The following is an 18,070-nucleotide window of genomic DNA, read 5'->3' as shown; positions in this document are numbered from 1 at the left end:
GGCTCGACTGGTACAACTACCACCGACCCCACACCGGCATCGGCGGCCACACCCCAGCCAGCCGCGTCACCAACCTCCTCAAACAACACACCTAGCCCGCCCACCTCTCCCTAGGTACACAGAGTGGCCTGCGTACCTAGCCTGTGGGGCATGGGTGACAACCGACCTGTCTTCCAGCGCATCGCCGACGACCTGCGCCGCCGGATCGACGAGGGAACCCTCCCCGTCGGCGCGCGGATCCCCTCCCGCTCCCAGCTCAAGCGCGCCTACGGGGCCAGCGACCAGACCGTGGACCGGGCGGTGCGGGTCCTGAAGGCCGCCGGTTACGCGGAAGGGCAGTTCGGGCGGGGGGTGTTCGTGACCGACCGGGCGCCGATCGGCACCCTGCTGCGGTCGACGGGAGCCGTGGACTCCCCGTTCGCGGCCCGCATCTCCCTGGAGGGCTCACCCGACGGCGCGCCGCTGACCTGGGAAGCGTCCTCGTCGACGGACGCGGCCTCGGAACGGGTGGCGCGGCGGCTGTGCATCGTGCCGGGCACCGGCGTCGTGCGCTCGGTGTACGAGTACCTGGCCAACCGGCAGCCCGTACAGCTCGCCACCAGCTGGGAACCGCTCGCCATCACCGAGGGCACCGACGTCGTCTTCCCGGAGTGCGGTCCCTATGCCCGGCGCGGGGTGCGGGGGCGCATGGCCGCCATCGGGATCCGGGTGGTGCGCGCCGAGGAGCGCGTGGGGTCCCGGCCCGCTTCCACTGCCGAGGCGGAGGCGCTGGGCTGCTCGCCGGGGCAGTGCGTGACGGTCGTGGAGCGCACGCACTTCGACGCGGACGGACGGGCCGTGGAGACCTCCGACCTCGTCGTACGGGCCGACCGCTGGCGGCTCGCGTACGACATCGGGTTCGTGTGACCGGCCCGCGGCCGTGACACGGGCTCTCAGCTCTCGGCGGCCTCCGCGTAGAGCTGGGAGAGTTCGGGCGCGCCGTTGGCCGCCCAGTCCCGGCCCGCCGTCACCACGTCCACCTCCCGGCCGGACGCCAGCCGCACCACCGGCTCGCCGCTGGGCCACACCTTCCAGGCCGCGCCGGGCACCGTACGCACCAGCACCGTGCCCAGGTAACAGCCCGCGTCGTTGCCGAGCCAGGTCACCACGTCGGGGTCGTCGCGCCACGCGGGCCGCAGCTGGTCCAGCGCCTCCAACGAGTGCACCGAGTCGTCCAGTTCCACGCCTTCGGTCTGGGCCTGGGCGCGCAGCAGCTCGCACTCCGCCAGGAGCACCGCCGCGCCTTCGGGGTCGTCTTCGACAGCGGGGCCCGCTTCCGGGCGCTTGCGCCACTTGTCCAGGAAAGACATGTTCATGGGCGTAGCGTCCCACCCGGGCCGGGGCGGTGGCCACAGGCGCGCGGCAGGCCGGTGGCCCGATCACCGTCCCCGGCCACCGGCTCGGGCCGGCTCCGGTCCGTGCCCGGCGACACCGGAAGGAACACCGTATGCGCGTACGACTGCGGGGTGCGGTCCTCGCCCCGGTACTTTCCTGTGCCCTCGCCTCCGCGGCGGGCCCGGCGGCCCCGGCGCCGACGCAACGGCCCGCCGAACCGGCGCCGTTGGAGAAACTCTTCGACAACACGGCGGTCAGCGAGCCGTCCGCCCCGGCGTCGGCGGACTTCGACGGCGCCGGCAACTCGCTGTCCGCGCGCGATCTCGCCGCGGCCGGCTGGACGCCGGGCCGGGTGCTGACCTTCGACGCGGCCCGGCTGCGGTGGCCGTGCGCCGCCGCCGGCCGCCCCGACAACGTACGGGCCGACGGCCAGGCGGTACGGCTGAGCGGGCGCGGCGACGCGCTGTCCCTGCTCGTCGCGGCGACGGGCGGCGCGGTGACCGGGACCGGCACGGTCCGCTACCGGGACGGGTCGCGCAGCACGTACCGGCTGACCGCGCCGGACTGGCGTACGGGTCCGCTGAGCACCAAGGCCGTGGCGCTGCCGCACATGAATACGCCCGGCGGCCAACGGGCGGAGCGGACGCGGCTGTACGTGGTGAGCGTGCCGGTGGCGCGCGGGCGCGAGGTGGCCGCGCTCGTCCTGCCCAGGGACCCGGGTCCGGGCGCCGACCTGCATGTCTTCGCTGTCACCGTGCGCGACAACGGGGCCGCCTGGACGGGGAGTTGGGGGGCGAGTACGGCCGGCTACGCGAAGGTCGGGCCCTGGCGGGACCAGACGCTGCGGCTGGTCGTGCACAGCGGCGCGGGCGGACCACGGGTCCGTGTCCGGCTGGCGAACACCTTCGCGTCGGCGCCGGTGGACATCGGGGCGGCGAGCGTGGCCGTCCAAGGCGCGGACGGCGGGGCCGGAGCGGCACGCCGACCCGTACCGCTGACGTTCGACGGGCGGCGGGCCGTACGCATCCCGGCCGGCGCCCAGGCGACCGGCGATCCGCTGGACTTCCCCATACCCCCGGGCCGCAACCTCCTGATCAGCCTCCACCTGCCGGGCACGGTGACGGCGGCGCCGGTGCACCGGGAGTCCCGGCAGGTCTCCTACGCCGGCGCGGCGGGCAGCGGAGACCGTACGGGCGAGACCGGCGGCGCCTCGTACCCGGGCACGCTGACCGGCTGGCCGTTCCTGACCGGGGTGGACGTCACCGGCGGCCCGGGGTCCGTCGTGACGCTCGGCGACTCCGTCACCGACGGCCAGGGCTCGACGCCGGGCGCCAACCGCCGCTGGCCCGACGTGCTGGCCCGCCGCCTCCAGGCACAGCACCTGCTGCCGCGCTACGGCGTCGTCAACAGCGGCATCGCGGCGAACCGGGTCGTCACCGACCGCTATCCGGGGGACGGCGTGAGCACCGACACCGGCGGGGTCAGCGCCCGGCACCGGCTGGAGCGGGACGTGCTGGCCCAGCCGTCGGTCCGTACGGTCGTGGTCTTCGAGGGCATCAACGACGTCCGCGCGGGGACCCCGGCGCGCGAGGTCCTGGCGGGGCTGCGGTCCATCGCCCGGCGCGCACACGAGCGCGGGCTGCGGGTGGTGGCCGCGACCCTCGCACCGTGCGAGGGCTTCCCGGACTGCACGGCGGCGGTCGAGGAACGGCGCACCGCCGTGAACGCCGCCCTCCGGGCACGCGGCGCGGACTTCGACGCGGTACTCGACTTCGACGCGGTACTGCGGGACCCGGCGCGCCCGCAGCGGCTGCTGCCCGCCTACGACAGCGGCGACCACCTGCACCCCGGCGACGCGGGCCTGCGGGCGCTCGGCGAGTCGGTGGACCTGCGCACACTCCCACCACCGACCCGCACCACCTCGGCGCCCTAGCAGACCGAACCGGCTACCGCCCTAAACATCCAGGTCGACGACCACCGGGGCGTGGTCCGAGGCGCCCTTCCCCTTGCGCTCCTCGCGGTCCACATAGGCGTCCGAGACGGCCTTGGCGAACGGCTCGTTGCCGTAGACCAGGTCGATGCGCATGCCCTTGTTCTTCGGGAAGCAGAGCTGGCGGTAGTCCCAGTAGGTGAAGGGGCGGTCGTACTTCAGGGGGCGCGGCACGACGTCCGACAGGCCGGCCTCCCGCAGGGCGCCGAGAGCGGCGCGCTCGGCGGGCGTCACATGCGTCATGCCCTCGAAGACGGAGGTGTCCCACACGTCGTCGTCGGTGGGCGCGACGTTGAAGTCGCCGAGGACCGCGAAGGGGCGCGGACCCGCCGCGTCCTCGGCGACGGCCGCCTTGAGCGCCTCGAACCACTGGAGCTTGTACGCGAAGTGCGCGTGGTCGATCTCCCGGCCGTTGGGGACGTACACCGACCAGACGCGGGCCGGACCGCAGGTCGCGGAGACCGCGCGCGGCTCCTGCACCCCTTCGTAATCCGGGCCGCCGGCCAGGCCGGGGGTCACGTCCTCCAGGCCCACCCGCGACAGCAGCGCGACGCCGTTCCACCGCCCGGTGGCGTTCACGGCGGCCTCGTAGCCCAGCTCGCGCAGCTGGTCGTACGGGAACTGTTCGGCCGAGCACTTGGTCTCCTGGATGCACAGCACGTCCGTGCCGGTGTTCTCCAGCCAGGCCAGCAGCCTCGGGAGGCGGGCGGTGATCGAATTGACGTTCCAGGTCGCGATGCGCATATCCGTAAACCTACAGCGGGGGTGTGACAGCGGGCGTCAGGCTCTCAGCTCAAGCCGGTGTGCCCGCCGGGGGTCAGGCGGTCGTGCCGGGCACCCCCGAGCTTTTCGATCATTCCGTCGTACACCGGACGGGCGTGGTCCTGCAGCAGGCTGTCGTGGATGTCGATGGAGCGGCGCGGCCGGACCTCGCGGACGTAGTCGATCACCTCGGCGACCTTGTTCCAGGGCGCGTGCACGGGCAGCAGCAGCGTGTCGACCGTACGGCCCTGCGGGACGGTGAGCGCGTCACCCGGGTGGAAGACGGTCGTACCGTCGTCCTCGGTGGTGATCAGGTAGCCGACGTTGGTGATGCGCGGAATGTCCGGGTGAATGACGGCGTGCAGCTGCCCGTGCACCTCGACGTCGAAGCCCGCCGCGGTAAAGGTGTCCCCCTCACCGACCGTGTGCACCCGCCCGGGGAAGGCGGCGGAAATCTGCTCGGCGACACTGGACAGGGTCCAGATCTCGGCCCCGCGGTTGGCCTCCATGCCCGCGCGCAGCCGCTCCTCGTCGAAGTGGTCCATGTGCTCGTGGGTGATCAGGATCGCGTCGGCGCCGACCGCCGCGTCCGGCTCGCTGAAGAGACCGGGGTCGATGACGAGCACCTGCCCGTCCTTCTCCAGCCGGACACAGGCGTGGGTCTTCTTCGTGAGTTCCATGCCCCCATCTTGCCGCGCGGGGGTACGCCGGGGCCCGGAGGGGCGCGCGAGGGGCCGGGTCAGCCCTCCGGGGTGGTCTCCTCGCGTATGACGCGCTGGGCCACCGCGAACGCGGCGTCGGCCGCGGGCACACCGCAGTAGACCGCGGTGTGCAGCAGGACTTCCTTGATCTCCGTGGGCGTGAGCCCGTTGCGGAGCGCGGCGCGGGTGTGCAGGGCCAGCTCGTCCTGGTGGCCGCGGGCGACCAGCGCGGTCAGGGTGACGATGCTGCGGGTACGCCGGTCCAGCCCCGGCCGGGACCACATCTCGCCCCACGCGTAGCGGGTCACGAACTCCTGGAACTCCCCGGTGAAGCCGTCGGCCGTCTCCTCCACCCGGTCCATGTGCGCGTCGCCGAGCACCTCGCGGCGGACCTTGACCCCCTGCTCGTACGCGCCGCCCCTGGCCATCTCCGGCTGCGCGACGCCGGACTCGATGGCCGCGGGCGCCACCACCGGGGGCGGCGGCGCGGGCGCGAGCACCGGCTTGGGCGCGGCGGCACCGATCGCGGTCTGCCCCGTGGCGCCCGGCTTGTCGTGCCAGGCTGCGGTGAAGTGCCGGATGAGCAGCTCGGTGACGGCGGCGGGCTGCTCGACGGGCGCCAGGTGGGACGTACCGGGAACCAGCGCCAGACTCGCGTCCGGTATGCCGGCCACCAGGGTACGGGCGTCGGTGGTCGGTGTGACCTGGTCCTCGGAGCCGACGACGACGAGGGTGGGCACCCCGATCCGCTGGAGCGAGGACCGGACGTCGAAGGAGGCCATCGCCTCGCAGGCCGCGATGTAGCACCCCGGATCGGTAGTGCGCACCATCTGGACGGCCCACTCCACGATGGCGGGCTGGGCACCGGCGAAACCGGCGGTGAACCAGCGCTCGGGCGAGGTACGGGCAATCGGATCGAGCCCGTTCGTACGGACCACCACCCCGCGCTGGCGCCAGGAGTCGGCGGTCCCGTAGCGCGGGGAGGACGAGATGAGAGCGAGCGAGGTGACCCGCTGCGGCCGGGTGAGCGCGAGCTGCGCACCGATCGCGCCACCGGCGGAACACCCCGCGTAGCCGAAACGATCCACACCCAGCACGTCGAGGGTGGCGACCAGCCGGTCGGCCAGCTCGGCGACGGAGGCGGCCGGATAAGCGGGCGAACCGCCATGACCGGGCAGATCGAACCGGATGACACGCCAGTGCCGGGCCAACTCGGGAACCTGCCGATCCCACATATGCCACGTAGTACCGAGCGCCGCACCCAAAACCAGACAAGGTGCGTCTTCCGGCCCGTCAGAGCGGAATTGCAGGGTCTTCACCGTCGTCTCACTCATCCGCCTGACCCTCTCATCTGTCACGGGATGTCACATCGTCGGGGTGAACCTAGCGGGTCTCGGCTACTCACGCCTGCCCCTCCGCCGCACCCCCCGTGCAGGCCGTCCCCTGTGGTGACGACTCCGCGGAGAACCTCTGCATCCGGCGTTTATGCGGCGCTCGCCGCCTCGCGTCCGCGGCACACCACGGCGCTGCGCCGTGGTCTCCTTCGCCTGACGACCGTGGTGCTCTGGCACCCGTTCCAAGCCGCCTTCCCAGGAAGCTCGCCGTCTGCACGTGTCGAGCTGCGACGACAGGCCCGGAGCCGGCAGGCAAGGCGGGCGGCGTGAGGGGTCACCTCACCGAGCGGCAACTGTGCACCCTGCGGTGCATCAGCGAGTGGATTGCCGAGCACCGAGAGGCGTCGTCGATCCGTGAGATCGACCGGCAAGTCGGCCTGTCCAGCCCCCCGTCGGTCGCCTACCACCTGACACGGCTGGAAGCGGCTGGAGCGATCAAGCGGGTGGGCCTCCGCCGGTTCTGCCGTTCGAACTGACCGCCGCAGCGGCGCGGAGCCACAGTTGCGAGGGAGCGTTCTGTCTGGCGGTTGATTGCTCTACCTGCCGTAGCTGAGCTTCCCATCTGGCGCCTCGTACGGGGTACTTACGGTCAGCAGTGGCTTCTCAGGCGCCGCGCCGGCAGGCAGGGTGTCGGGCATGGACATCTCGCCGTTCCTGCAGCGCAAGCTCGCCCGCCGCTTCGCCACCTTCGACACGAACGGTGACGGTTACATCGACCGCGCCGACTTCACGTCGGCCTGCGACCGCCTCGCCGACGCCTTCCACCTCGCGCCCGACACCCCCGCGCTCAAACGCATGCGGGAACTGAGCGACGGCCTGTGGCAGCACTTGTCCCGGGCCGCTGATACCAACGCCGACGGACGCATCAGCCTTGCCGAGTACCAGACTGCGTTCGCCGCCGGGTTGCTGGTCACACCCGCTTCCTTCGACGCCGGATACATGCCCTTCCTCGATGCGCTGATGGACATCGCGGACCAGGACGGCGACGGGAAACTGACCCGGGACGAGCAGGTCCGCTGGTCCGGCGCCCTGATGGGGCTGCCCGAACCGGATGCCCGCGAGGTCTTCGGCCGCCTCGACCGGGACGCCGACGGGCTGATCAGCCGGGACGACATGCTCCAGGCAATCCGGGAGTTCTACTTCAGCGAGGAGCCCACCTCCACCGGCGTATGGCTGCTCGGACCACTGGATCCCGCCTGACCGCCCTGTCGCCCCGACGGACAGGTGAAGACAGACGGCTGTTCATCTCCGGCTCGCACCGGCCGTCGGACAGCTTGCCGCCCTCGGCGCTGGCGGTGCACTCCGCGAGACCGTTCACGGGGAGCAGCCCTCGGACGCCGCAGCGTTCGTGTCTCTCGAAAGTGATGTCGCGCACCTGACCTGCCCTCCGATCATCTGCTCCTTGGCCACCGCCCCAGCCGCTGCGTCTGGGCACGTCCTCGACGGTGCGGGCCCCGTCCCGGGGCGCCGCCCGGGCAGCACTTCGGCACAGCGCCGGCCGGTGGGCACGGTTTTGAGACGGTGGTGGTGGGTCGGGGGTGTTGGGGGTGACCGCAAGTGTTGCTGAGGTGCTGGGCGTTGAGCGTCGGCGGGTGGAGTTTCGGCTGGATCCGTCGGCTGTCGGTGGGATTTCCGCAAGGGTGTCGGCCGGCCCCGTGGAGGGACGGGGCCGGGGTGTCCTTTCGGCGGGCAGGGATGGCCGAAACGCACCGTCTTGGCCGCCTGTGTCCGAAACCCTCGGGGCGCGGGATGATCGGTCGGGTGCGCCGGTGACAGGCCCTGAGCACGGTGCCAAAGTTTCGTCACGCGGAACCCAGCGGGCCTCCGGCCGGACCCGTGCCCCTGTTCCGGTGAACGCGCGCCTGTCTTCTGCGGCGCCCGTTCATCAGCAGTCCGACCAGCACGCCCCCAGTCCGCGACGCCGCAGGACGGGGGCTGGAGAGGGCACACGATGGCTTCATGGAACTGGAACGACCAGCAGAAACCCACCGCGACGATCGGCGTTCGCGCCACCGCCGGAGCGGTCACCGTCCAGGATGACCCGCAAGCGGCTCAGCGACCGTACGTCTTCGTCCGCGGCTACGACTCGAAGCTGCACGCCAACTGGTGGGACGGCGGCAAGTGGGCCTGGGCCGACCACGGCGTTCCGCCCGGACGCACCCTCCTCGAAAAGGTCGGCTCCCTCACGGTCCGCGACACCCCGAACTCGGCACAGCGCCCGTACACCTTCGTCATCGCCGACAACTCCAAGCTGTACGCGAACTGGTGGGACGGCAGCACCTGGCACTGGAGCGACCACGGCACACCCAGCGGACGCAAGGTCCGCGAGGGCGTCGGAGTCGTCGTCGTCCAGGACAGCCCGACCGCGGCCGAACGCCCCTACGCCTTCGTCCTCACCGACGATTTCCACCTGTGGTGCAACTGGTGGGACGGCGCGGCGTGGCACTGGGCCGATCACGGCACCCCGCCCAGCCACACCATCTCCCGCCCGCTCGGCGTCACCACCGTCCGCGACACCCCCACCTCCTACGCCCGTCCCTACGCCTACGTCATCACCTCCGATTCGCAGGTCTGGTGCAGCTGGTGGGACGGCAGCACCTGGACGTGGGCCGACCACGGCCGCCCGGCCGGCCAACCGGTCAAGAAGGGCGCGGGCGTCCTCAGCGTCCAGGACAGCCCCACCGCGCCCGAGCGGCCCTACGTGTTCGTCCAGGGCTACGACTCCAAGCTGTACCTGAACTGGTGGGACGGCAGCACCTGGCACTGGACCGCCCAGGGCACACCCAGCGGGCGGCTCATCCTCGACTCCGTCGGCGCCATCACCGTTCAGGACGCACCGACCGCCGCTCAACGCCCGTACGCCTTCGTCATCGGCGACGACTCCAAGCTGTACGCGAACTGGTGGGACGGCAGCACGTGGAAATGGGCCGACCACGGCACCGCGACCGGACGTGTCATCGAACGTCCCGGCGAGGTACTCACCGTGCAGGACAACACCAACGCCGCCCAGCGCCCCTACGAGTTCCTCATCACCGATGACTCCGAACTGTGGGTCAACTGGTGGTCCCTGCCCTAACCGACCGGGGACAGCGGGCCGCGGGCCTACCGCGGCCCGCCGCGGCCAGGGCTACACGCTGCGTGTCGCCGCTGCGTCCATCACAGGCAACTGCCCAGTACCACCGTCTCAATTTCGCCGTTGACGGTGATGGCACCCAGCCCAGCGATCTTGGAGTCGGCGGGGACGACGGCGGTCAGCAGGCCACCGGGGCCGGCTTTTCGGATGCGCCTGGTGCCGTACTCAAGACGCCCACAAGCCCGCCGCAGCCCGATGCGAATGCGAACTACGCGGCCTGCACGCACCAGCCCTGCCCCAGTCGTACCCGACAGCCCGTCCGCGGCCTGCGTCGTCATCCGTCTGCGCAGGTGTGTCCACCGGGTCGGCGGCGTGCGGCCAGGGAGACTGGCTGGGGACACAAGAAGGGGCCATGTATGAGCACCGGCACGTTGCCTCAGCCATCGATCGCCCAGCTGCTCGCCGTGCCGTCGCCGCAGTGCGACAAGCGGTGGCTGCGCCGCTGCCTGCAGATCGCCGTGCAACTGGAGCTGAGCACCATCCCGCCGTACCTGTACGCCTACTGGTCGGTCGAAGACCCGGCCGCGGAGCTGGCGGACGCGCTGCTGGGCATCGCCTGGCAGGAGATGCTGCACATGGGGCTGGCCTGCAACCTGCTTACGGCGGCCGGTGGCACGCCGCAGCTGACCGGTGAGCTCGGTGGGGTTCCGGTGGCTCCTCGCTATCCGACCGCGCTGCCGGGCGGCGTGCAGCCCGGGCTGGTCATCGCCCTGAAAGGCGTTTCCGCCACCGTCGAAGACCCCGAGGACGTCCTGCGGGTCTTCATGGACATCGAGGAGCCCGAGCACAAGGTCACGCCCCATGCCCGGGGAGCCACCATCGGGCAGTTCTATGCGCGGATCGCCGCGGAGCTGCCCCGCATCGCCGAGACCGAGGGCTTCGGGGGCGGCTGTCAGGTCGCGCTGAAGATCGGCGGGGACGAGCTGACTCCGGTCGAGGACGTGAAAGCGGGACTGGCGGCGATCAAGCTGATCTGTGAGCAGGGAGAGGGCACCGGCCAGTCCCCCAACGGCGGCACCGATCCGGCCGAGCGGGCTCATTACTACCGTTTCGCGGAGCATTGGAAGGGCCGGCGCCTGTTGCAGCGGGAGGGCGAGCAGGTCTGGGACTTCACCGGTGAGGCGATCCCTCGCCCCGCTGTGCTCCCCTTGGCCCAGGTCCCCGAAGGCGGCTGGCCAAGCCCTCCGGAAAACCTCGTCGAGGCCCTGGCGGACTGCAACACCGCCTACCGCGCCGTGCTGGCCTCTCTGCAGGCGCAGTGGTCCGGTTCGGACGGCGTGTCCTCCCCGGATGTGCAGGGTGATGTGATGCGCCGGCTCACCGTCGCCGCCCGCCGGCTGCTCAAGCTACAGCCCACCCCCGTCTACGGCCCGGAGTTCCTGGCATGACCGAGCCTCTCAGCCTCGAAGACATCCATCATGTGCGTATCCACCCGGCCATCGGTGTGGCCCGGGTGGGCAACAGCCCCGATGCCTTTTTCGTCGGCCCGGAGCGGCCCGGGACGGTTCCCTCGCCCGGCGCTGAAGGGCACTACAAGGACAGTCAAGGCCGTATCAAACGCCAGGCAGCCAGATTCCGCTGCTTCGGCTTCAACCAGGCCGGCGACCGGTGGAGAGAGCTGTCCCACCACGACGACGTACGCATTCAGTGGACCGTGCACCTGGTGAACAAGAAAGCCTGTGCGGAGACGGCGCTCGCCGACGGGAAATGGCGGAACAAGGAGGCGGGCGAGGAGACGACGTCGCACGATGAGGCGGGCCGCAATGCGCTGACCATCGATCCGGGCTGCCTGGAGATCAGCGGGAGGGGTGAGCGTGGACAGCCCGCCCGCGGCCGTATCGCCTTCGGGGGCATGCCACAGCCGGTGGTTCTCGGGGAGCTGAGGACCGATGCGGACGGCCATCTGCTGGTGCTCGGTGGCAGCGGTGCCGCCGGTTCGCCCGCCGGCCGTGAGCTCGACGGCTTCGACAGCCCCGGCTGGTGGGACGACATCGCCGACGGGCCGGTCCAGGCTCACGTCCGCATCGCCGGGCGCACGGCGCCGCTGCCGGTGGAGGCCGCCTGGGTGATGACAGCACCGCCCAAATACGCTCCGGGGCTGGAGACCGTGGTCACCCTCTGGGACCGGCTACAGGACCTGTTCACCGCACGCGGTGAGCTCGACGGCTACACCCCCTCCTACGCGCGCGACATCCAGCCGGTGCTTGAGCGGGCACGCCATATGAACGCTGTCTACGGGCCCGCGGGCGGCAAGCACCTGGGGTGGCCGGAGCCGATGTACGGCTTCTACCACCGGCGCAAGATCCACAGCTGGCTGGAACGAGGCGATCAGACCCGGAAGCTGATGCCTCGCATGCAGGTCAACCCCGATCTTGAGGAACCCCGCCTGACCGACCGCCAGCTGTACATGCTGGACAGGTGGCGCGACGGCGACTTCCACCGGGACTGGGACCAACGGCCCCAGGAGCGGGCCGTGACACCTGAGGGCCTGGACCAGGCCGCGCTGGAAGGCTGCGTCGGCAAGGCGTTCTTCCCCGGCATCGAAGCAGGATGGTTCCTGCTCAAGACCGAACGCTGGGCCCGGCCACACCGTGCCCTGCGCTTCGCCGAAACCGTTGTCGCCGGGGATGTCACCAGCCGTATGTGCCTGCCCTGGCATGCCGACTTCTTCCACTGCGATGACGAGTGGTGGCCGGTCCCCCGCCCCAACCAGGTGATCCCGGAGGGCTCGCAGAACACCTACCGGGCCTGGACCCGGGAGTGGGTCCCCGACGCCCGGGCCATGACGGCGTCCTGGCACCAGCTCGGCTTCGTCACCCCCGACCCGCAGGGCCGCTACCGGGAACGGGAACGCCGCTCCCCTGAGCTGCCGACCGGCCCGCCGGCCTGTCCCGCGGACGGCCAGTGGACGACCACACCGGCCGGCCCCGGCCGCGACGGCGTATGGCAGACGCCCGAAGAACTCACCGGAACCGATCTGGCCTGCTACGGGCGCGGCGAACTGCCGGCAGGGCACGAACACCGGTGGCCGTTCCTGCTGACCGACGAAGACCACCGCGTCGAAATCACCGTCCGGTCCCACGCCGTACAGAACCTGAGTGTGCGGATCCGTACCCCCTTGGCAGCCGACGTCGCCGAGGACGACGACCACCTCATCACCCTGGCCGAGAACGGTGTGCTGCTGGTACGGCTGGCCCTGCCCCTGGAACCGCTGCCCGGCCGGCCCGCCCTCGCCGGCCGGTGGTACGTCCGCATCGGCACGTCCGAGACGGCGGCCGGCGACATTCCCTACCAGGTCACCGTCGCCACGGATCCGCACACCGAGGCCGGGAAGACGACCGTGCGCCGGGACCCTGACGAGGTGCTCGCCCTCGACATCCCCGCGCTGGAGGAGACGCAGGTGCGAACAGCCGTCCTGGTCACGCGCGGCGGCCAGGAGACAGCCCTGCCTTCCGCCTCCGCGGCAGGCCCTCACATCATCGACGGCACGTACGCCGGTCCTTCGGCCGAAACGGTGCGTCTGCGGCTCACCGGCATCTCCGCTCTCGGCCACCCCTTCGTCCGGGAACGCTTCCTGACCGTCGGCGCACCCTTGTGAGCCGCCCCGACATCGCGGTCGTCGGCAGCGGTCCGGCCGGCTGCGCGACCGCCTGGCACCTGGCCACCGCGGGCGCGGACGTCGTGCTGGTCGACGACGGTCGCCGGCCCTGGGCTCCGGTGGGACAGCAACTGTCCTCCGCCGCCCTACGGGTCCTGCGGACCATGGGCGTGGCCGACCAGCTCGCCACCATCACCGCACCGGTGACAGAAGCCCGCAGCGCATGGACGGACACCACGCTCGCCCACCGGCCTGCGCTGTTCAACCCCTACGGCCCGCCCCTGGCCGTCAGCCGCGCCACCTTCGACGCCCTGCTCCAAGAGGCGGCCCGAAACGCCGGGGCCCGCGTACTGCGGGCACACATCAAGGCGGCACCGGGACCCGGCGGTTGGCGGCTCACGGTCCGCGCCCCGCAGCCGCGCACAGCGAACCGGCAAACACCGCCGCCTGCGTCATCGCCCCCCGGCACCGGCGGGCCGATTCCCGTACTCATCGATGCCACCGGCGCCGCCCGGGCCATCAGCCGCGGCCGGCTCCACTGGACCAGTGCCGACCGGCTGCGCTGCGCCACCTGGCGCTTGCCCCCCAAGCACCCCGAGCCTTTTCCCTGGTCACTGGTGGAAGCCGATGCCCCCGGCTGGTGGTACAGCGCACCAGAGCCCGGCGCCGGGCAGCTGACCGTCATCCACGCACGCCAACACCCCGTCCACACGACCGGCGCCGCACGACCCGGGCCGCCACCGCACACCGCCGCCCGCCTGGGAACGCGACGACTGCCCCGGCCCGGCACCGAACGCGTCGCGGACGTCGGCAGCGCCGACCCGCCCTGGACCGACAGCCTGCTCGCCGTGGGCGACGCCGCGATGGCCCCCGACCCCCTCTCCGCCTCCGGTCTGCGGCACGCACTGGAACTCGCCGGCCCCGCCGCCACGGCAGCGATCGCACTGCTCAACGGCGACACACACCCAGCCACCGCCTACACCGAACTCGTACGCACGGCCTACACCCGCCACCTCCACCAACGCCGGCTCGTGCACGCCGCGGCCACCCCCGCAGCAACAAGCCCTCCCGGCGGGCCGTAGCACTATGCCCCCAACGTGACACGAGTCAGTTACTGACTGCATCTGCCGAGGGGGCTGGGCCACGGTTCCCCAATGCACAGCGGGCCAACGCAAGGTCTACGAGCACGGGAACGGCGGCACGCACCAGCCGCCCCCGGCCGCAGCCCGACGGCTCGCTTCAACTGGGCGAAAGAGCGGTCGGAGCGGTAGAAGTCCGGTTCGCCGCAGATGCTGTCGACCGGCTGGACCTCACCCAGTGCCTCCTCGTAGCCGCCGCCCCGCTGGAAGTCGGGCGCTTCTTCCTGCCGCACCGGCCCTGCCGCGCCCCGACCAGTTCTGCGGCCTGTGCCCGCGTCCGCCCGAGGCGCCCCCCCCCGCCCGACCCGCCCGGGATCAAGCGCGTGTGCTTACGTGCGCCCGGGGCGCAGCGACTACCGGCAGCGCCTTGGTCAGGTCGTCCGCAAGTGCCGGAGCCTGGCAGGGGACCAGGCGGCTGCGCACCCGGTAGCGAGTGCGCCCGCCGTCCGGGTGGGCCCTGAGCCCCACGGTGACCGGGCCGGCGAAGCTGTAGGACTGCTCGGCGGCGTAGCGCCGGACCTCGGCGGCCAGCTCGGGACCGAGCTGCTCCCGGTGGCCGGCCAGCCGCCGATGGCTGGCTGCGGGCAGCTCGACGACGAAGCAGTTGGGCACCACCGTGCGGCCCCGTCCCACGATCAGGGCGTGGTCATCGCACTCCCGGCGCAGCCGGACCACGACGTCCAACGGCTTCTTGGCGGGCTTGCGTACCGTGGTCCATACGGTGGCCGTCCAGCGTTCCATGGCCCGTTCGAATCGTCCGATGATGTTCATCCCTGGTACCTGTCCGCCCGCGTTTCGGCCATGTTCGCCCATCCGGGTAGCCCTGGAGTTGCCGTGTTCAACGGTCGTCCTTTGCCCCCGCACACGCTCACCACCTGGAGGGGGCCTGCGGCGTTCCGACCGGCCTCCCGTGCGTGGGTCACTCATTCGGGGCAACGGCGAGTGTCCGGCCGTTTCTCGTGGGCGGCTTCTCTATCCTGCTGTTCGTCACCCGAGTCCCCGGTGGTGCTGTGCGCTCAGCACACGATCCCGTCATCGCCGGTGCGGGGCGTGCCGACCCAGGACCGGTTATGGACGAATCAGTGGGCCAGGTTTCCGGGGCGCGAGGACCACGGGAAGGACCGGAGGCCCTGCCTGAGACGGGCGGCACCGCGTACGCCTACGTCGTCGACGGCGTCACCGTGATCGAGCTGCACGGCGAGATCGACCTCGTCACCGTCGCCCACGCCGGCCCTCTGCTGGACGCCGCGCTCACCTGCCCGGCTCCCCGGGTGATCGTGGACCTGCGGCCGACGGCCTTCTTCGACTGCTCCGCCCTGGCCCTGCTGTGCCGAAGCCACCGCCGCGCCCTGGAAAACGGCGGCTGTTTCGCACTGGTCTGCACACACCCCTGGCACCTGCGGATCCTTCGTACGGCCAGGCTGAGCGCGCTCCTGCGCCCCCAGGCATCGGTGGAAGCCGCTCTCAGCGGCGCCTTGCTCCGCCCAGGAGCCTGATGCCCCAGCAGACGCCTGTACCCGGCGGGGCAAGGCGCGCCTCTTCAGTCCCTCCTCGTGCGTAATGAACGGCTCCAAGGTTCATTCGGAGGAGTGGTTTTAACCTCCAGCGTCCGCCAAGGGGCGCCTCAGTCGTTGACGGGGAGGAAGAGATGCGGAGCCAGTACCGCCAACGGATCTACGACCGGGGTGAGTCTGATGCACGACACGGACACGCGTACCGCCAGCGTCACGGTAACCACCGCAGCCTTCGACAACCACCCGGTGAACGCCGCCCGGGCCCGCGCCACCACCCATGCCTTTATCACCTCCCTGGATCCGGCCCCCGAGGCGGACGCCGCCGACACGGTCCTCCTGGTCGTCTCCGAACTGGTCACCAACGCCCTGCGCCACACCCATGGCGATTGTCTGCTGCACCTGACCGCCTGCGGCGACACCCTGGACGTGGCCGTCACCGACCGCAGCCCCGTCCCTCCGCACACCCGCAGCCGGGACACGGCCGAGCCCACCGGCGGATACGGCTGGCCCATGGTCCAGCACCTGGCCCTGAGCACCGCGGTAACCCCCACCGCGTTCGGCGGCAAGACCGTCCACGCCCACCTCGCCCGATAACCACGACCGGCCAAAACCGCCCATGACTGCGCGAAGACAGAGCGGTTCCACCGGATACGGGTTACGGGATAGGGGATACGGAAACCAGGCTCCGCCGTCCCTGGCCTACGGCCCGGCCATGTCCGTCCGTCCGGGACGTCCCGTGGCCGGGGCTTCGTGCGGCGCGGCGGGAACGGGTCAGTCGTCGGTGTCGTGCGGGTGCTCGGCGGCGCGGCGGTATGCGGCGTTGATGCGCTGGGCTTCTTCGAGCTGGTCTTCGAGGATGACGATGCGGCAGGCGGCCTCGATGGGGGTGCCCTGGTCGACGAGTTCCCGGGCGCGGGCGGCGATCCTCAGCTGGTAGCGGGAGTAACGGCGGTGTCCGCCCTCGGACCGCAGCGGGGTGATGAGGCGGGCTTCGCCGACGGCGCGCAGGAAGCCCGGGGTGGTGCCGAGCATCGCGGCGGCCCGGCCCATCGTGTAAGCGGGGTAGTCGTCGTCATCAAGACGGCCGTAGGAGTCATCTGCTGTCATTGGCACTCTCTGTGGAATGTTCGGGGGACGCGTGGAGGGGCCCTGGTGCCGTACGGCACCAGGGCCCCGAAGGAACTGCTAGACCATCTGCCGGCCTGGGAACTGCGCCGGCTTCCTATGTTCCGCGGACCCGGCCTGCCTGCTGCCGGGGGTGCGGGGATCGCGGTTGCTTGACCTCAGACCACCTCACTAACGATGTCCTGCGGTACCCGGGCTCAGATCTTCGACCCGGGCGATCCCGATGGCGCGGGTTCCTCCGTTCTTCCTCGGTGATCAACTACTTGTCAAACGGATACTGCGTACTGCTGGTGTTGCGACCTGCTCAGCGGCCTGTGACAGCGCCGCTCTCCGGCAGCCGGCCCGTCGCTCGTCCTGCTCTGGCCCGGAACCCCACTGCCGAACTCCCGGTACGCGCGCCCGCAGTCGACGCCTTTACCGAGGTACTGCTTCCGCACTGCTGGATACTGCCAACTGCATCCACGGGACCACCTGCACTAACCGCGATCCCGCTCATGGCGGCCCCTGATCACTGCGGGCCACCCGGTCCGGCCGCCAGTCCCGTCGCCATCCTGCAACTGCTCCGGCTTCGGTACTCCACCGCCGCACCGTCCTGCGCACTGCGTGTACTGCTGCCCGGCAGTTCGTCTCTGCCAGGCCCTGCTGTCCCTCTTGGCTACGAGAGAAACCATAACCACTCCACCACCCAATGTCTACTCCCGCCGTCATAGATTTCCGCGCCTCCGGCACGGAGGTAATCGCCCGCGGCAGCAACCGGGCAGACGCAAGGGCCGGCGCTGCCGGGTTGGGGACGGCAGACCGGGGCACAAGCACCAGACACGCAGGATCCGGCACTGCCTCCAGAAACCAGGATGACGTGATGGAAGCGATGAGCATGAACGTCGCCGCCCTCGACTCCGCGGCGCCCATCGCCGGCGCACGCGACAGCACCCGGGGTTTCCTCGGAGGTCTCGTACCGGCGATCGCAGCCGGGGCTGCCGACGCGGTGGTCCTGGTGGTCTCGGAACTCGTCACCAACGCCCTGCGCCACGCCGGCGGCACCTGCGCCTTGGAGCTGACCGCGTACCCGGACACCATCGAGGTGGCGGTGCACGACCGCAGTCCGCAGGCCCCGCGCACGCGCACCCCCGACCTGAACGACGGCACCGGAGGGTTCGGCTGGCCTATGGTCAACCGACTCGCCCGCTCCACCGCCGTGACCGGCCAGGCGGCCGGCGGCAAGACCGTAAGCGCCCATCTCACCCGCTAGTAGGACTTTGTTAGGTGGTGTCGTAGGGCTGCCAGGGTGCGGGGCGGTGGCAGGTTGGGCAGTGGCCCGTGAAGGTGGCCAGCATGTGTTG

General features: G+C 71.2%; 17 protein-coding genes. 11 read left to right on the top strand and 6 right to left on the bottom strand.

Translation table 11 applies throughout. From position 1 onward, the window contains the following. The first annotated feature begins 150 nt into the window (after positions 1–150). Positions 151–906, top strand: coding sequence for a GntR family transcriptional regulator (locus ACH4K4_RS38485; protein ID WP_398174973.1), 756 nt, complete (start codon positions 151–153; stop codon positions 904–906). A gap of 26 nt (positions 907–932) precedes the next feature. On the opposite strand, the gene ACH4K4_RS38480 is transcribed toward ACH4K4_RS38485, so the two are convergent. Then, complete coding sequence (locus ACH4K4_RS38480) at positions 933–1,355, bottom strand: DUF6278 family protein (RefSeq protein ID WP_398174970.1); 423 nt, start codon at positions 1,353–1,355, stop codon at positions 933–935. 131 nt (positions 1,356–1,486) lie between these two features. On the opposite strand from ACH4K4_RS38480, the gene ACH4K4_RS38475 reads away from it, so the two are divergent. Beyond that, positions 1,487–3,307 carry an SGNH/GDSL hydrolase family protein gene (locus tag ACH4K4_RS38475; RefSeq protein WP_398174967.1) on the top strand — a complete coding sequence of 607 codons (1,821 nt, stop codon included), beginning with the start codon at positions 1,487–1,489 and terminating at the stop codon, positions 3,305–3,307. Between the two features lie 21 nt (positions 3,308–3,328). Here ACH4K4_RS38475 and ACH4K4_RS38470 read toward each other — a convergent pair whose 3' ends face one another. Genes ACH4K4_RS38470 through pcaC form a run of 3 tightly spaced genes read right to left on the bottom strand, consistent with a single transcriptional unit; the run spans position 3,329 to position 6,161 of the window. Further along, positions 3,329–4,108 (bottom strand): exodeoxyribonuclease III, encoded by a 780-nt coding sequence (locus tag ACH4K4_RS38470; protein WP_360124148.1) that lies wholly within the window; start codon positions 4,106–4,108, stop codon positions 3,329–3,331. A gap of 44 nt (positions 4,109–4,152) precedes the next feature. After that, positions 4,153–4,806 (bottom strand): MBL fold metallo-hydrolase, encoded by a 654-nt coding sequence (locus ACH4K4_RS38465; RefSeq protein ID WP_398174963.1) that lies wholly within the window; start codon positions 4,804–4,806, stop codon positions 4,153–4,155. Positions 4,807–4,865: 59 nt separating this feature from the next. Continuing rightward, positions 4,866–6,161, bottom strand: a complete 1,296-nt coding sequence (pcaC, locus tag ACH4K4_RS38460) for a 4-carboxymuconolactone decarboxylase (protein WP_398174960.1) — start codon at positions 6,159–6,161, stop codon at positions 4,866–4,868. Positions 6,162–6,487: 326 nt separating this feature from the next. On the opposite strand from pcaC, the gene ACH4K4_RS38455 reads away from it, so the two are divergent. The 6 genes from ACH4K4_RS38455 to ACH4K4_RS38430 all read left to right on the top strand — a co-directional run bounded on the left by ACH4K4_RS38455 (position 6,488) and on the right by ACH4K4_RS38430 (position 14,034). Continuing rightward, positions 6,488–6,697 (top strand): hypothetical protein, encoded by a 210-nt coding sequence (locus ACH4K4_RS38455; protein WP_398174957.1) that lies wholly within the window; start codon positions 6,488–6,490, stop codon positions 6,695–6,697. 160 nt (positions 6,698–6,857) lie between these two features. Further along, on the top strand, positions 6,858–7,421 hold the full coding sequence (locus ACH4K4_RS38450) for an EF-hand domain-containing protein (protein WP_398174954.1): 564 nt from the start codon (positions 6,858–6,860) through the stop codon (positions 7,419–7,421). A 751-nt stretch (positions 7,422–8,172) separates the two neighbouring features. After that, on the top strand, positions 8,173–9,297 hold the full coding sequence (locus ACH4K4_RS38445; protein WP_398174951.1) for a hypothetical protein: 1,125 nt from the start codon (positions 8,173–8,175) through the stop codon (positions 9,295–9,297). A 413-nt stretch (positions 9,298–9,710) separates the two neighbouring features. Beyond that, positions 9,711–10,742 (top strand): ferritin-like protein, encoded by a 1,032-nt coding sequence (locus ACH4K4_RS38440; RefSeq protein WP_398174949.1) that lies wholly within the window; start codon positions 9,711–9,713, stop codon positions 10,740–10,742. Continuing rightward, on the top strand, positions 10,739–12,952 hold the full coding sequence (locus ACH4K4_RS38435; protein WP_398174946.1) for a LodA/GoxA family CTQ-dependent oxidase: 2,214 nt from the start codon (positions 10,739–10,741) through the stop codon (positions 12,950–12,952). Before ACH4K4_RS38440 ends, ACH4K4_RS38435 begins: the two co-directional genes overlap by 4 nt. Further along, positions 12,949–14,034 carry an NAD(P)/FAD-dependent oxidoreductase gene (locus ACH4K4_RS38430; protein ID WP_398174943.1) on the top strand — a complete coding sequence of 362 codons (1,086 nt, stop codon included), beginning with the start codon at positions 12,949–12,951 and terminating at the stop codon, positions 14,032–14,034. The genes ACH4K4_RS38435 and ACH4K4_RS38430 overlap by 4 nt, the downstream gene beginning before the upstream one ends. Before the next feature lie 372 nt (positions 14,035–14,406). Here ACH4K4_RS38430 and ACH4K4_RS38425 read toward each other — a convergent pair whose 3' ends face one another. Beyond that, positions 14,407–14,862 carry a DUF3662 domain-containing protein gene (locus tag ACH4K4_RS38425; RefSeq protein ID WP_398174940.1) on the bottom strand — a complete coding sequence of 152 codons (456 nt, stop codon included), beginning with the start codon at positions 14,860–14,862 and terminating at the stop codon, positions 14,407–14,409. A 299-nt stretch (positions 14,863–15,161) separates the two neighbouring features. Here ACH4K4_RS38425 and ACH4K4_RS38420 point away from each other — a divergent pair, with 299 nt between their 5' ends. Together ACH4K4_RS38420 and ACH4K4_RS38415 are read left to right on the top strand one after the other, a co-directional pair. After that, positions 15,162–15,587, top strand: coding sequence for an STAS domain-containing protein (locus ACH4K4_RS38420; RefSeq protein ID WP_398174937.1), 426 nt, complete (start codon positions 15,162–15,164; stop codon positions 15,585–15,587). Between the two features lie 198 nt (positions 15,588–15,785). Continuing rightward, positions 15,786–16,199, top strand: coding sequence for an ATP-binding protein (locus tag ACH4K4_RS38415; protein WP_398174934.1), 414 nt, complete (start codon positions 15,786–15,788; stop codon positions 16,197–16,199). Positions 16,200–16,376: 177 nt separating this feature from the next. On the opposite strand, the gene ACH4K4_RS38410 is transcribed toward ACH4K4_RS38415, so the two are convergent. Then, positions 16,377–16,712, bottom strand: a complete 336-nt coding sequence (locus tag ACH4K4_RS38410) for a MerR family transcriptional regulator (protein ID WP_398174931.1) — start codon at positions 16,710–16,712, stop codon at positions 16,377–16,379. A gap of 877 nt (positions 16,713–17,589) precedes the next feature. Here ACH4K4_RS38410 and ACH4K4_RS38405 point away from each other — a divergent pair. Continuing rightward, positions 17,590–17,979: an ATP-binding protein gene (locus tag ACH4K4_RS38405; RefSeq protein ID WP_398174928.1), complete on the top strand. Its 390-nt coding sequence runs from the start codon at positions 17,590–17,592 to the stop codon at positions 17,977–17,979. Positions 17,980–18,070 lie beyond the last annotated feature (91 nt).

The sequence above is a fragment of the Streptomyces sp. NPDC017529 genome, from assembly GCF_044329785.1.
Taxonomy (GTDB): Bacteria; Actinomycetota; Actinomycetes; order Streptomycetales; family Streptomycetaceae; genus Streptomyces.
The sequence above is the reverse complement of the archived record's forward strand: the minus strand, read 5'-3'. Positions and strand labels throughout refer to the sequence as shown.